Genomic DNA, 14414 nt, shown 5'->3' on the forward strand with positions numbered 1-14414 from the left:
CGAGTGTCCCTGATCGCTTCTGACCACTTCCGCATCGTTGTCGGCCTCGGCAAGAGCGGCATGTCCCTGGTTCGCTTCCTGGCGAGCCGGGGCGTGTCGTTTGCCGTGGCCGATACGCGGGAAAATCCGCCTGAGCTGGCCACGCTGCGCCGTGACTATCCGCAGGTGGATGTGCGTTGTGGCGAATTGGACGTCGAGTTCCTGTGCCGCGCCGACGAACTCTACGTGAGCCCCGGCCTGGCGCTGGCGACCCCGGCCTTGCAGGCTGCGGCCGCCCGTGGCGTGAAGATGTCCGGCGACATCGAGCTGTTTGCGCGCAACGCCAAGGCACCGATCATCGCCATCACCGGCTCCAACGCGAAGAGCACCGTGACCACCCTGGTCGGCGAAATGGCTGCCGCCGCCGGCAAGCGTGTCGCCGTGGGCGGCAACCTGGGCACGCCGGCGCTGGACTTGCTCAATGACGATATCGAGTTGTACGTCATGGAGCTGTCCAGCTTCCAGCTTGAAACCACCGACCATCTCGGCGCCGAAGTGGCGACCGTGCTCAACATCAGCGAAGACCACATGGACCGCTACAGCGGCCTGCCGGCTTATCACCTGGCCAAGCACCGGATCTTCCGCGGCGCCCGCCAAGTGGTGTTCAACCGCCAGGATGCGTTGACCCGTCCGCTAATGGGCGAAGGCCTGCCGTGCTGGACCTTCGGCCTCGGTGTCCCTGATTTCAAAGGCTTCGGACTGCGCGAAGAGAACGGCGAAAAATACCTCGCCTTCGAGTTCCAGAACCTGATGCCGGTGCGCGAACTGAAGGTTCGTGGCGCTCACAACCAGGCCAACGCCCTGGCGGCGCTGGCCTTGGGGCATGCGGTCGGCTTGCCGTTCGACGCCATGCTCTCGGCCCTGCGCAACTTCGCCGGGCTCGAACATCGCTGCCAGTGGGTGCGCGATCTTGATGGCGTGGCCTGGTACAACGATTCCAAGGCCACCAACGTCGGTGCCGCGCTGGCGGCCATCGAAGGCCTGGGCGCGGACATCGACGGCAAGCTCGTGCTGATCGCCGGTGGCGACGGCAAGGGCGCCGACTTCAAGGATTTGCGCGACCCGGTGGCGGCCAACTGCCGTGCCGTGGTGCTGATGGGCCGCGACCGCGAATTGATCGCCCAGGCCCTCGGCGATGCCGTGCCGCTGGTTCGCGTCGCTTCGCTGGACGAGGCGGTGCAGCAATGCCGCGCCCTTGCGCAACCGGGCGACGCGGTGCTGTTGTCGCCGGCCTGCGCCAGTTTCGACATGTTCAAGAACTATGAAGAGCGCGGGCAACTGTTCGCCCGGGCCGCGGAGGACTTGGCATGAGCCTGATGAATATCATCAAGCCGTACCCGTCGCCGTTGATCACCGGGCGCGGCATCGACCTGGATTTCCCGATGCTCGCCGGTTGCCTGGCCTTGCTCGGCCTCGGCCTGGTCATGATCACCTCCGCCTCGTCGGAAGTGGCTGCCGTGCAGTCGGGCAACACGCTTTACCACATGATCCGTCACCTGATTTACCTGGTGATCGGCCTGGGTGCCTGCGTCGTCACCATGATGGTGCCGATCGCCACCTGGCAACGCCTGGGCTGGATGATGCTGCTCGGTGCCTTTGGCCTGTTGGTCATGGTGCTGGTGCCGGGCATTGGCCGCGAGGTCAACGGCTCGATGCGCTGGATCGGCTTCAGCTTCTTCAACGTTCAGCCTTCGGAAATCGCCAAGGTCTTCGTGGTGATTTTCCTGGCCGGTTACCTGGTGCGTCGCCAGAAGGAAGTGCGCGAGAGCTGGATGGGCTTCTTCAAGCCGTTCATCGTGTTGCTGCCGATGGCGGGCTTGCTGCTGATGGAGCCGGACTTCGGCGCCACGGTGGTGATGATGGGCGCGGCGGCGGCCATGCTGTTCCTCGGTGGCGTGGGGCTGTTCCGCTTCATCCTGATGGTGGCGCTGGCGGTGGCGGCGGTGACGGTGCTGGTGCAGGCGCAACCGTATCGGATGGCGCGCCTGATTACTTTTACCGATCCGTGGGCCGACCAGTTCGGTTCCGGCTATCAATTGACCCAGGCGCTGATCGCCTTCGGTCGTGGCGAATGGCTGGGTGTGGGCCTGGGCAACAGCGTGCAGAAGCAGTTCTACCTGCCGGAAGCGCATACCGACTTCGTATTCTCGGTCTTGGCCGAAGAGCTGGGCGTGGTGGGTTCCCTGTGCACCGTCGCCCTGTTCGTATTCGTTTGCGTACGCGGCATGTACATCGGCTTGTGGGCCGAGAAGGCCAAGCAGTTCTTTGCCGCCTATGTGGCGTATGGCCTGTCGTTCCTGTGGATCGGCCAGTTCCTGATCAACATCGGCGTGAACGTCGGCCTCTTGCCGACCAAGGGCCTGACGCTGCCGTTCCTCAGTTATGGCGGCAGCTCCCTGGTGATCTGCTGTGCCTGTCTCGGCCTGTTGTTGCGCATCGAATGGGAGAGTCGCACCCACCTGGGCAGCGAAGAGATGGAATTCCAGGAGAGCGACTTCGCCGAGGAGCCGACTCATGGGCGCTAACGTGCTGATCATGGCCGGCGGTACCGGTGGACATGTGTTCCCGGCGCTGGCTTGTGCCCGGGAATTCCAGGCGCGCGGCTACACCGTGCACTGGCTGGGTACGCCACGGGGCATCGAGAATGAACTGGTGCCGGCCGCTGGCCTGGAGCTGCACCGGATCGATGCCAGCGGTTTGCGAGGCAAAGGCAAGCTGTCGCTGCTCAAGGCGCCGCTGATGTTGCTCAAGTCGATCTGGCAGGCGCGGGCGATCATTCGTCGGCTGCGGCCGGTGTGCGTCGTCGGCTTCGGTGGCTATGTGACCGGTCCGGGTGGCGTTGCGGCAAAACTGGCCGGTGTGCCGGTGATCGTCCACGAGCAGAACGCCGTGGCCGGTACCGCCAATCGGTTACTGGTGCCGTTGGCCGCTCGGGTCTGTGAAGCCTTTCCCGACACCTTTACCCTGTCGGGCAGCCGTCGCACCACCGGGAATCCGGTGCGCACCGAGCTGTTCCTCGATACACCGCGCCCGGCCCTGGCCGGACGCAAGGCGCGTTTGCTGGTCCTGGGCGGAAGCCTGGGGGCAGAACCGTTGAACAAATTGCTGCCCGAAGCCCTGTCGCAGGTCGTTCCCGAACTGCGCCCGGAAGTGTTTCACCAGGCTGGCAAAAATCACGATGAAGTGACCGCCGAGCGCTATCGCGCCGCAGGCGTCGAGGCGCAAGTGCAGCCTTTCATCAAAGACATGGCCCAGGCCTATGGCTGGGCCGACCTGGTGATCTGCCGCGCAGGCGCGCTGACCATCAGTGAACTGGCTGCCGCCGGTCTGCCCTCGATGCTGGTGCCTTTGCCCCACGCCATCGACGATCACCAGACTCGCAACGCCGATTATTTGGCCCGTGAAGGCGCTGCCTTCCTGATGCCACAAAGAACGACTGGCGCCGCGGATCTTGCTGCGCGCCTGACAGAGGTCCTGATGCAGCCGCAAACACTCGAAGACATGGCCCGCGCCGCGCGCCGCCTGGCCAAACCCGATGCCACCGCCCAAGTGGTCGATAGCTGCCTGGAGGTGGCCCATGGTTGAGAATCGCAAAGCCATGCCGCAACCGGAAATGCGCCGCATCCGTCGCATCCACTTCGTCGGGATCGGCGGCGTGGGCATGTGCGGGATCGCCGAGGTGTTGCTGAACCTGGGTTACCAGGTCTCGGGCTCCGACCTGAAGGCTTCCCCGGTGACTGAGCGCCTGGAGTCCTTTGGCGCGCAGATTTTCATCGGCCACCGCGCCGAGAACGCCGCCAACGCCGACGTGCTGGTGGTGTCCAGCGCCGTGAACACCTCCAACCCGGAAGTCGCCACTGCCCTGGAACGCCGCATTCCCGTAGTGCCGCGTGCCGAAATGCTGGCCGAACTGATGCGCTATCGCCACGGCATCGCCGTCGCCGGTACCCACGGCAAGACCACCACCACCAGCCTGATCGCTTCGGTGTTCGCGGCCGGTGGCCTGGACCCGACGTTCGTGATCGGTGGTCGCCTGAATGCTGCTGGCACCAATGCCCAGCTGGGCACCAGTCGCTACCTGATCGCCGAAGCCGACGAGAGCGATGCGAGTTTCTTGCACCTGCAACCGCTGGTCGCCGTCGTTACCAACATCGACGCCGACCACATGGCGACCTACGACGGCGACTTCAACAAACTGAAGAAAACCTTCGTCGAGTTCCTGCACAACCTGCCGTTCTACGGTCTGGCGGTGGTGTGCCTGGACGACCCGGTGGTGCGTGAAATCCTGCCGCTGGTCAAGCGTCCGACCGTGACCTACGGCTTTGGCGAAGACGCCGACGTTCGCGCAATCAATGTGCGCCAGCAGGGCATGCAGACCTACTTCACCGTGCTGCGTCCTGATCGCGAGCCGTTGGACGTGTCGGTGAACATGCCCGGCAACCACAACGTGCTCAACGCACTGGCGACCATCTGCATCGCCACCGACGAAGGCGTCAGTGATGAAGCGATCGTCCAGGGCCTGTCCGGGTTCCAGGGCGTGGGCCGGCGCTTCCAGGTCTACGGCGAACTGCCGGTGGACGGCGGCAACGTGATGCTGGTCGACGATTACGGTCACCACCCGACCGAAGTCGCGGCGGTGATCAAGGCCGTGCGTGGCGGTTGGCCGGAGCGCCGCCTGGTGATGGTCTACCAGCCGCACCGCTACAGCCGCACCCGCGACCTGTATGACGATTTCGTCCAGGTCCTGGCCGACGCCAACGTGCTGCTGTTGATGGAAGTCTACCCGGCCGGCGAAGAGCCGATCCCCGGCGCCGACAGCCGCCAGCTGTGCCACAGCATTCGCCAACGCGGCCAATTGGACCCGATCTACATCGACCGCGGCGTGGACCTCGCGCCACTGGTCAAGCCGCTGCTGCGCGCCGGCGACATCCTGCTGTGCCAGGGCGCTGGCGATATCGGTGGCCTGGCCCCGAAACTGTTGAATAGTCCGTTATTCGCCGGCGCCATCGTGGCCTCCAGCGAGGGGAAACTGAAATGACTGCTGCCTACGCCAACCTGGTCTCGACCCTCGAGCCGAAAGCCTTCGGCCGCGTTGCCGTGCTGTTCGGCGGCAAGAGCGCCGAGCGCGAGGTGTCCCTCAAGTCCGGCAACGCCGTGCTGCAAGCCTTGCAAAGCGCTGGTGTCGACGCCTTCGGGATCGACGTGGGCGATGACTTTCTGCAGCGCCTGCTGAGCGAAAAGATCGACCGCGCCTTCATCATTCTTCACGGTCGCGGCGGCGAAGACGGCAGCATGCAAGGCCTGCTCGAATGCCTGGGCATTCCCTACACCGGCAGCGGCATCCTCGCGTCGGCCCTGGCGATGGACAAGCTGCGCACCAAGCAGGTCTGGCACAGTCTCGGCATCCCGACGCCGCGTCACGCCGTGCTGGCGTCCGAGGCCGATTGTATTTCGGCGGCGACGGAACTGGGCTTCCCTTTGATCGTCAAACCGGCCCATGAAGGTTCCAGTATCGGCATGGCGAAAGTGAATTCGCTGCCTGAGTTGACCGCAGCCTGGAAGGACGCCAGTTCCTACGATTCGCAAGTGTTGGTCGAGCAATGGATCACCGGTCCCGAGTTCACCATCGCCACCCTGCGTGACCAGGTGTTGCCCCCGATCGCGCTGGGCACGCCTCACACGTTCTACGACTACGACGCCAAGTACATCGCCAATGACACCCAGTACCGCATTCCCTGCGGGCTGGATGCTGCCAAGGAAAAACAACTGATGGACCTCACGGCCAAGGCCTGTGAGGCGCTGGGTATTGCCGGTTGGGGCCGGGCAGACGTGATGCAGGACGCCGATGGGCAGTTCTGGTTCCTGGAAGTCAACACCGCCCCCGGCATGACCGATCACAGCCTGGTGCCGATGGCGGCCCGCGCCGCCGGCCTTGATTTCCAGCAGCTGGTGCTGTCGATTCTCGCCGCCAGTGTCGGCAAACAAGAGCCAAGAGGTTAAGCCATGCAAGGCGCATCGCTTCGTCATCAGCCCTCCGCACCCGGCCGCAAGCCGGTGCCGCGGGGTGCCAGCCGAATGGTGGCCAAGGAGCCGATGTCGGCGCGCTTGCCGAAAGCCAATTTTGGTTTTCTCAAGAGCCTGTTCTGGCCGGTGCTGCTGGTGGCGTTGGGGTTCGGTACCTACGAAGGCGCCCAACGGCTGCTGCCTTACGCCGATCGGCCGATCGCCCGGATCAACGTCCAGGGCGACCTGAGCTACATCAGCCAGCAGGCGGTGCAGCAACGGATCGCCCCGTTCGTCGCGTCGAGCTTCTTCACCATCGACCTGGCGGGCATGCGCACGGAGCTGGAGCAGATGCCCTGGATCGCCCATGCCGAAGTCCGGCGGGTGTGGCCTGACCAGGTGTCGATCCGCCTGGAAGAGCAATTGCCGGTGGCCCGTTGGGGCGACGAGTCGCTTTTGAACAACCAGGGCCAGGCGTTTACGCCACGGGAACTGGCCAATTATGAACATTTGCCACAACTGTTCGGTCCACAACGGGCCCAGCAGCAAGTGATGCAGCAATACCAGGTGTTGAGCCAGATGTTGCGGCCATTGGGCTTCTCCATCGCGCGCCTGGAACTGCGTGAGCGCGGCAGTTGGTTCCTGACCACTGGCGCGGGCAGCTCGGGGCCGGGCATCGAGCTGTTGCTCGGGCGCGGCAACCTGGTGGAAAAGATGCGCCGCTTCATTGCCATCTATGACAAGACGCTCAAAGAACAGATTACGAACATTGCGCGCATCGACCTGCGCTACGCCAACGGCCTCGCTGTTGGCTGGCGGGAACCTGTAGCGCCGACGACGGCCGTACCCGCCGTCGCGAAGAATTAAGAAGAGGCTGGACCCATGGCAAACGTGCAAAGCGGAAAAATGATCGTCGGTCTTGATATCGGCACTTCCAAGGTGGTGGCGCTGGTAGGCGAAGTCGCGGACGACGGCACGCTGGTCATCGTCGGGATCGGTACACACCCGTCCCGCGGCTTGAAGAAGGGCGTGGTGGTGAACATCGAGTCCACCGTGCAATCGATCCAGCGCGCCATCGAAGAGGCGCAGCTGATGGCCGGTTGCCGGATCCACTCGGCGTTCGTCGGCGTCGCGGGCAATCACATCCGCAGCCTGAACTCCCACGGCATCGTGGCGATTCGTGATCGCGAAGTCAGCTCCGCCGACCTCGAACGCGTGCTCGACGCGGCCCAGGCCGTGGCGATCCCGGCTGACCAGCGTGTGCTGCACACCCTGCCGCAGGACTACGTGATCGATAACCAGGAAGGCGTGCGCGAGCCCCTGGGCATGTCCGGCGTGCGCCTGGAAGCCAAGGTCCACGTGGTCACCTGTGCGGTGAACGCTGCGCAGAACATCGAGAAATGCGTGCGCCGCTGCGGCCTGGAAATCGACGACATCATCCTCGAGCAATTGGCCTCGGCCTACTCGGTGCTGACCGACGACGAGAAAGAGCTGGGCGTGTGCCTGGTGGACATTGGCGGCGGCACCACCGACATCGCGATCTTCACCGAAGGCGCGATCCGCCACACGGCCGTGATCCCGATTGCCGGCGACCAGGTGACCAACGACATCGCCATGGCGTTGCGCACCCCGACCCAGTACGCCGAGGAAATCAAGATCCGCTATGCCTGCGCCCTGGCGAAACTGGCCGGTGCCGGCGAAACCATCAAGGTGCCAAGCGTTGGCGACCGTCCACCGCGCGAACTGTCGCGCCAGGCCCTGGCCGAAGTGGTCGAGCCGCGCTACGACGAGCTGTTCACGCTGATCCAGGCCGAACTGCGTCGCAGCGGCTACGAAGACCTGATCCCGGCCGGCATCGTGCTGACCGGCGGTACGTCGAAGATGGAAGGCGCGGTCGAGCTGGCCGAAGAAATTTTCCACATGCCGGTGCGCCTGGGCGTGCCCCATGGCGTCAAGGGCCTGGATGACGTGGTGCGCAACCCGATCTATTCCACCGGCGTGGGCCTGTTGATGTATGGCCTGCAAAAGCAGTCCGACGGGATCTCGTTCTCGGGGATAGGCAGCCGCGACAGCTACAGCAGCGACGAGCCGAAGGCACCGTTGTTCGAGCGGCTGCAGGCTTGGGTGAAAGGCAATTTCTGACTGATTCAAGCTTCAAGCGCCGGGTTTCAGGCTCGGCGTGCAAGACGGCAACAAACGCAGTAGGCGAAAAAAACTAGAGAATGTAAGGAGAGGGAACATGTTCGAACTCGTAGACAACATCCCCGCTAGCCCGGTTATCAAAGTAATCGGTGTCGGCGGTGGCGGCGGCAACGCTGTCAACCACATGGTCAAGAGCAACATCGAAGGCGTCGAGTTCATCTGCGCCAACACCGATGCTCAAGCGCTGAAAAACATCGGCGCGCGGACCATCCTCCAACTGGGGACCGGCGTGACCAAGGGCCTGGGTGCCGGCGCGAATCCCGAGGTCGGCCGTCAGGCTGCCCTGGAAGACCGCGAGCGCATCGCTGAAGTCCTGGCCGGCACCAACATGGTGTTCATCACCACTGGCATGGGCGGCGGTACCGGTACCGGTGCAGCACCGATCATTGCCGAAGTGGCCAAGGAAATGGGCATCCTCACCGTTGCGGTGGTGACCCGTCCGTTCCCGTTCGAAGGCCGCAAGCGCATGCAGATCGCCGACGAAGGCATCCGCGCGCTGAGCGAAAGCGTCGATTCGTTGATCACCATCCCCAACGAGAAGCTGCTGACCATCCTGGGCAAAGACGCCAGCCTGCTGTCGGCTTTCGCCAAGGCTGACGATGTACTGGCCGGTGCCGTTCGCGGTATCTCCGACATCATCAAGCGTCCTGGCATGATCAACGTCGACTTCGCCGACGTCCGCACCGTGATGTCCGAAATGGGCATGGCGATGATGGGCACTGGCTGCGCCAGCGGTCCGAACCGTGCGCGCGAAGCGACCGAAGCGGCCATCCGCAACCCGTTGCTGGAAGATGTGAACCTGCAGGGCGCCCGTGGCATCCTGGTGAACATCACCGCCGGTCCGGATTTGTCCCTGGGCGAATACTCCGACGTCGGTAGCATCATCGAGGCGTTCGCTTCCGACCACGCGATGGTCAAGGTCGGCACCGTGATCGATCCGGACATGCGTGACGAGTTGCACGTGACCGTGGTTGCCACTGGCCTGGGCGCGAAAATCGAGAAGCCGATGAAGGTGATCGACAACACCGTCCAGACTGCCATGGCCTCCCAGCCACAACAGCAACCGGCCGCTCGTCAGGAAGCGCCAGCGGTGAACTACCGTGACCTGGACCGCCCGACCGTCATGCGCAACCAGGCCCAGGCCGGCGCTGCGACTGCCGCGAAGATGAATCCGCAAGATGATCTGGATTACCTGGACATCCCGGCATTCCTGCGTCGCCAGGCCGATTGATGGAATGTATCAGGGGTATACGGGTGATTGGTGTTCAGCAAAGGTCTGGTCTGCTATCATCGCCAGCCTTTGTTGATACCAGTTCGCAATTTGCGCTGAAGCGGCCCATGCCATGATTAAACAACGCACCCTGAAGAATATTATCCGTGCCACAGGTGTCGGCCTGCACTCCGGCGAGAAGGTCTACCTGACCCTCAAGCCAGCGCCTGTCGATACCGGCATCGTGTTTTGTCGTGCCGACCTCGACCCTGTGGTGCAGATTCCTGCTCGCGCGGAAAACGTTGGTGAAACCACTATGTCGACCACGCTGGTCAACGGTGACACCAAAGTGGACACGGTGGAGCATCTGCTCTCGGCCATGGCTGGCCTGGGCATCGATAACGCCTACGTCGAGCTCTCCGCGTCCGAAGTCCCGATCATGGATGGCAGCGCCGGACCTTTCGTATTCCTGATTCAATCGGCTGGCCTGGAAGAACAGGACGCGGCCAAGAAGTTCATCCGCATCCTGCGGGAAGTGACAGTGGAAGACGGCGACAAGCGCGCCACTTTCGTCCCTTTCGAAGGTTTCAAGGTGAGCTTCGAGATCGATTTCGATCACCCGGTTTTCCGTGACCGCACCCAGAGTGCAAGCGTGGATTTTTCCAGCACTTCGTTCGTAAAAGAAGTCAGCCGCGCCCGTACCTTTGGCTTCATGAGTGACATCGAGTACCTGCGCAAGCACAACCTCGCACTCGGCGGCAGTGTTGAAAACGCGATCGTGGTCGATTCCGATGGCGTGTTGAACGAAGACGGCCTTCGTTATGAAGACGAATTCGTCAAGCACAAGATCCTCGATGCGATTGGCGACCTCTACCTGCTGGGCAACAGCCTGATTGGTGAGTTCAAGGGCTTCAAGTCCGGCCATGCACTGAACAACCAGCTGCTGCGCAAGTTGATTGAGCAGAAAGATGCTTGGGAAGTCGTGACGTTCGAAGACGCCAGCACCGCACCAATCTCTTACATGCGCCCTGTCGCGGCCGTGTAAGCAAAAAACCTCTCTAGTTTTTTAAAGGCTGCCTTCGGGTGGCCTTTTTTTATGGCCGGCTTTTAAAAGTTTGAGTGGAGTTTTTTGTGGCGAGGGAGCTTGCTCCCGCTGGACTGCGGAGCAGTCCTTAAGCTGGCAATGCGGCGTTCCAGGGCGAGTGTACTACTGTTTTTTGGGGCCGCTTCGCGGCCCAGCGGGAGCAAGCTCCCTCGCCACGGAGAACGCACCTCGGTCTTTACATCGCACAAACCACACGATTGCGTCCACTGGCCTTGGCCTGGTACAGCGCCTTGTCCGCAGCAAGCAAGAGTTGTTGCAGTTCCCCGTATGGCCCGTTCAGCCAAGTGGCAATACCGATACTCACCGTCATGGGCGCTTCACCCTCGACGACAGGTAGCAACTGCTCTACCGCGTCGCGAATGTTCTGGGCCATGGTGAAGGCGCCGGCGGTGGTGGTCTCTGGCAGCACCACCGAGAATTCTTCCCCGCCATAGCGCGCCGCCAGGTCGGCAGGGCGTCGGACATGTTGGCCGATCAACTGGGCCAAGGTTCGCAGGGCTTCGTCGCCCTGTTGATGACCATGGCGATCGTTGAACGCCTTGAAGTGATCCGCGTCGATCATCAGCACAGACAGCGGTTGGCCCGAACGTTGGGCACGCTGCCATTCCTGATGCAACGTTTCGTCCAGCGTTCGGCGATTGGCCAGGCCGGTAAGGGAATCGACGGACGCCAATTTTGCCAGCTCCCGCTCGGCGCTGTGGCGGCGTCGCAGCTCACGGCGCAGCAACCAGGTGAGCCAGAGCAGGCTGATGCACAGCGCGACCGTGGCGCCACTGATCAGGAGCGCCGTACGTTGCCACGATGCGAAGACTTCTTGGGATGAGAGCGCGACCACGACGATCAGCGGCAAGTTACCGACCCGGGAAAAGGTATACAGGCGCTGTGTCTGATCGACGCTGGATACGCCGGAGAAGCTGCCGTTGCCTTCGCGCAGGATGCGCACGAAGTTCGGTCGATTGCTGAAATTCTTGCCGATCATGTCGTCAGCCAAGGGCGGCTCCTGGGCCAGCAGCGTTCCGTCGCCGCTGACCAGGTTGACCGTGCCGCCGCGACCGATGTTCAGGCTTTTGAACAGTTGGCTGAAATAGCTCAGGCGCATCGCGGCCTCGGCCACGCCCATGAACTCGCCCCGGTCGTCATCCAGGCGGTAGCTGAAGCTGATGCGCCAGTCATGCGGCTCGCTTCGAGCCCGGAACGGGGGACTGATCATCATGCTCGGGCTTGGATCCTGGAGATGTGACTGGAAATATTCCCGTTCGGCGTAGTTGCCTTTGCGGGGCTCGACAGAGGCCGAGTCAGCAATCACATCGCCGCGTTTGTCGAGCAGAAGGATGTCGCCTTTATAGGGCGCTGCGGTGGCGCGATCGAACAGGGCGAGGTGGCGGATCGTTGGCGAAACGTCTTTGAGGTCCTGGCGTTTTGCCGCGGCAATCAGGCCCTGCAATGAAACATCGTAGAGTTCTACGTTGCGCAGCACATCGGCGTCGATCAGTTGCACGATATTGCTTGCCGCACGCGTTGCAGCCTGCTCGGCGCTGGCGTGTTCACGGATCAGCAGGAACGTCACGATACTCAGGATGGCAATGACAACCAGCGAGCTGGCCAGAACGAGAACCCGTTCCGAACGTATCGAAAACGGGATATTGCCGGGTGTTGCACTGCTCGCGCTCATGGTTCCGATCTGCATTGTCATGTGGCTGGGATCCTTCCCATAGGCTGCTCATCTACAACTGCCGATGACCGGCAGAGACAATACTGGCCTTTTGCAAGATTGTGCTCGGGACACTGGAATTGAGCAATCCACATCGTGGCTTATTTCAAGCCGGCAAACGGATTCCGAAGGTGTTTGCGCCGCAGTCGCTGCGCACGAATACATCGCCGCCATGCATCAACGCGATCGCCTTGACGATGGCGAGCCCTAATCCGTGGTTGGCGCCGCTGTTGCTGCGTGATGCATCCACCCGATAGAAGCGTTCGAACAGTCGCGGCAAGTGTTCGCCGGCGATCGGTTCGCCGGGGTTGGTGACGCCGAGGGTGATCTGGTCGCCAACGGCTTCGATGCGCACGTCGATCACCTGGCCGGGCGCGGTGTGCTGGACCGCGTTGCTGAGCAGGTTGATCAGGGCTCGGCGCAGGTGGGCGATTTCGATGGTGGCTTGGGCATCGCCGCTGACGTGAACCTCGACCTGGGCGTCCTCCAGGATGAAATCCAGGTAGTCGAGGGTGGTTGCCACTTCGTCGGCGAGGGACGTCGTGGTCAGCTTGGTGGCCTTGCTGCCCTGGTCCGCGCTGGCGAGGAACAGCATATCGTTGATGATGGAGCGCAGCCGCTCCAGCTCCTCGAGGTTCGATTGCAGCACTTCGAAGTAATGCTCCGCCGAACGCCCACGGGTCAGCGCCACCTGGGTCTGGCCAATCAGGTTGGTCAATGGGGAGCGAAGCTCATGGGCCACGTCGGCGTTGAACGATTCGAGCCGGGAGTACGCCTGTTCGACCCGATCGAGGGTGGCATTGAACGAATTGACGAACTGGCTGAGTTCCGGCGGCAATGGCGATATTCGCAAACGCCCGGAAAGGCGAGGCGGGGCCAGGCGTTGGGCTTCGTCGGACAGCTTGATGAGCGGCTTGAGACCGATGCGCGCGACCCAATAACCCAGCAGCGATGCCAGCAACACACCGATGCAGGCCAGGCTCACCAGCGCCACCAATAAATGATGCTGGGTCTGATAGAAGGTCTCGGTGTCGATGCCGATGATGAAGCGCAGGGGCGGGCGTTGGTCCTTGGCCGGGAACTGGCTCACCAGGACTTTCATCGGAAAGTGCCGATCAGGCAACGTCAGGTCGCGCTTGCCCAACGGGCCTTGGGCAACGGTGCGAACCTGCGGATCGGGGTTGCCGTATTCAAAGCGCGGGTCGCCGCTGACGATCCAGAAATGGATGCGCTTGTCTTCTTCGCCCAGCAACCGCAGCTTGTTGTTGATCTTCACCCAGTGTTCGGACGTGCCATAACGACCCACGGTGGATTCGAGCACGCTGTAGCGGGCATCGAGTTCCGCTTCCGGCAACAGGCCCAGGCCTTTTTCGACCTGCTGGTACAAGGCGCCGCCAATCAGCAGGAACACCAGCGCCGCCACCAGGGTGAACATGCCGCTCAGGCGCAGCGCAATGCTGTTACTCACCTCGATTCTCCAGCACGTACCCCATCCCTCGGATGGTGTGCAGGAGCTTGTGCTCGAAGGGCCCGTCCAGCTTGGCCCGCAGGCGCTTGATCGCCACCTCGACGACGTTGGCGTCGCTGTCGAAATTGATGTCCCAGACCATTTCGGCAATGGCCGTCTTCGACAGGATTTCGCCCTGGCGGCGGGCCAGGACGCTGAGCAGCGAGAACTCCTTGGCGGTCAGGTCCAGGCGCTGCCCGGCCCGGGTGGCCTTGCGGCTGATCAGGTCGATCCACAGGTCGGCAATGCTGACCTGCACCGGTTCGTGACCGCTGCTGCGGCGGGTCAGGGCTTGCAGGCGCGCCACCAGTTCGAGGAAGGAAAATGGCTTGCCCAGGTAATCGTCGGCACCGTCGCGCAGGCCCTTGATGCGGTCTTCGACCCGTTCGCGGGCGGTGAGCATGATGACCGGCGTCTGCTTGCGGGCGCGCAAGGCACGCAACACGCCAAAACCGTCCAGGCCCGGCAGCATGACGTCGAGCACGATCACCGCGTAGTCATTTTCCAGGGCCAGGTGCAGTCCCTCGACGCCGTCGGGCGCCACGTCCACGATGTAACCCTGTTCGGTGAGGCCGCGGTGCAGGTAGTCCGCGGTTTTTTCTTCGTCTTCGATGATCAGGATACGCATGGCCCGGCC

At 62.7% G+C, this 14414-nt stretch carries 12 protein-coding genes; 9 read left to right on the top strand and 3 right to left on the bottom strand.

Translation table 11 applies throughout. The annotated features are described in order from the left end of the window. The first annotated feature begins 3 nt into the window (after positions 1-3). From murD to lpxC, 9 genes are all read left to right on the top strand, one after another. On the top strand, positions 4-1350 hold the full coding sequence (murD, locus tag JMN22_RS05025) for a UDP-N-acetylmuramoyl-L-alanine--D-glutamate ligase (protein ID WP_198796602.1): 1347 nt from the start codon (positions 4-6) through the stop codon (positions 1348-1350). Next, a complete protein-coding gene (gene ftsW / locus JMN22_RS05030; RefSeq protein WP_030139679.1) occupies positions 1347-2564 on the top strand; it encodes a putative lipid II flippase FtsW in 1218 nt (405 codons plus the stop codon). The genes murD and ftsW overlap by 4 nt, the downstream gene beginning before the upstream one ends. Next, positions 2554-3624, top strand: a complete 1071-nt coding sequence (gene murG, locus JMN22_RS05035; protein ID WP_030139678.1) for an undecaprenyldiphospho-muramoylpentapeptide beta-N-acetylglucosaminyltransferase — start codon at positions 2554-2556, stop codon at positions 3622-3624. Before ftsW ends, murG begins: the two co-directional genes overlap by 11 nt. Further along, positions 3617-5077 (top strand): UDP-N-acetylmuramate--L-alanine ligase, encoded by a 1461-nt coding sequence (murC, locus tag JMN22_RS05040; RefSeq protein ID WP_030139677.1) that lies wholly within the window; start codon positions 3617-3619, stop codon positions 5075-5077. The genes murG and murC overlap by 8 nt, the downstream gene beginning before the upstream one ends. After that, a complete protein-coding gene (locus JMN22_RS05045) occupies positions 5074-6039 on the top strand; it encodes a D-alanine--D-alanine ligase (protein ID WP_030139676.1) in 966 nt (321 codons plus the stop codon). Before murC ends, JMN22_RS05045 begins: the two co-directional genes overlap by 4 nt. A gap of 3 nt (positions 6040-6042) precedes the next feature. Then, entirely contained in the window at positions 6043-6909 is an 867-nt protein-coding gene (locus JMN22_RS05050; RefSeq protein ID WP_030139675.1) for a cell division protein FtsQ/DivIB, read from the top strand. 15 nt (positions 6910-6924) lie between these two features. Then, on the top strand, positions 6925-8184 hold the full coding sequence (gene ftsA, locus JMN22_RS05055) for a cell division protein FtsA (RefSeq protein WP_003205342.1): 1260 nt from the start codon (positions 6925-6927) through the stop codon (positions 8182-8184). A 97-nt stretch (positions 8185-8281) separates the two neighbouring features. Then, positions 8282-9475 (top strand): cell division protein FtsZ, encoded by a 1194-nt coding sequence (ftsZ, locus tag JMN22_RS05060; protein ID WP_030139674.1) that lies wholly within the window; start codon positions 8282-8284, stop codon positions 9473-9475. 112 nt (positions 9476-9587) lie between these two features. After that, positions 9588-10499 carry a UDP-3-O-acyl-N-acetylglucosamine deacetylase gene (gene lpxC / locus JMN22_RS05065; protein WP_030139673.1) on the top strand — a complete coding sequence of 304 codons (912 nt, stop codon included), beginning with the start codon at positions 9588-9590 and terminating at the stop codon, positions 10497-10499. 235 nt (positions 10500-10734) lie between these two features. Here the strand turns inward: lpxC and JMN22_RS05070 are convergent, their stop codons facing one another. The 3 genes from JMN22_RS05070 to JMN22_RS05080 form a co-directional block, all read right to left on the bottom strand. Next, the gene (locus JMN22_RS05070) at positions 10735-12231 is read right to left on the bottom strand and encodes a GGDEF domain-containing protein (RefSeq protein ID WP_198796648.1); all 1497 of its coding nucleotides are present in this window, start codon (positions 12229-12231) and stop codon (positions 10735-10737) included. Positions 12232-12376: 145 nt separating this feature from the next. After that, a complete protein-coding gene (locus JMN22_RS05075) occupies positions 12377-13744 on the bottom strand; it encodes a heavy metal sensor histidine kinase (RefSeq protein WP_198796647.1) in 1368 nt (455 codons plus the stop codon). Beyond that, on the bottom strand, positions 13731-14405 hold the full coding sequence (locus JMN22_RS05080; RefSeq protein WP_030139690.1) for a heavy metal response regulator transcription factor: 675 nt from the start codon (positions 14403-14405) through the stop codon (positions 13731-13733). Before JMN22_RS05080 ends, JMN22_RS05075 begins: the two co-directional genes overlap by 14 nt. Positions 14406-14414 lie beyond the last annotated feature (9 nt).

This window comes from Pseudomonas sp. HB05, assembly GCF_016756915.1.
GTDB lineage: Bacteria > Pseudomonadota > Gammaproteobacteria > Pseudomonadales > Pseudomonadaceae > Aquipseudomonas > Aquipseudomonas alvandae.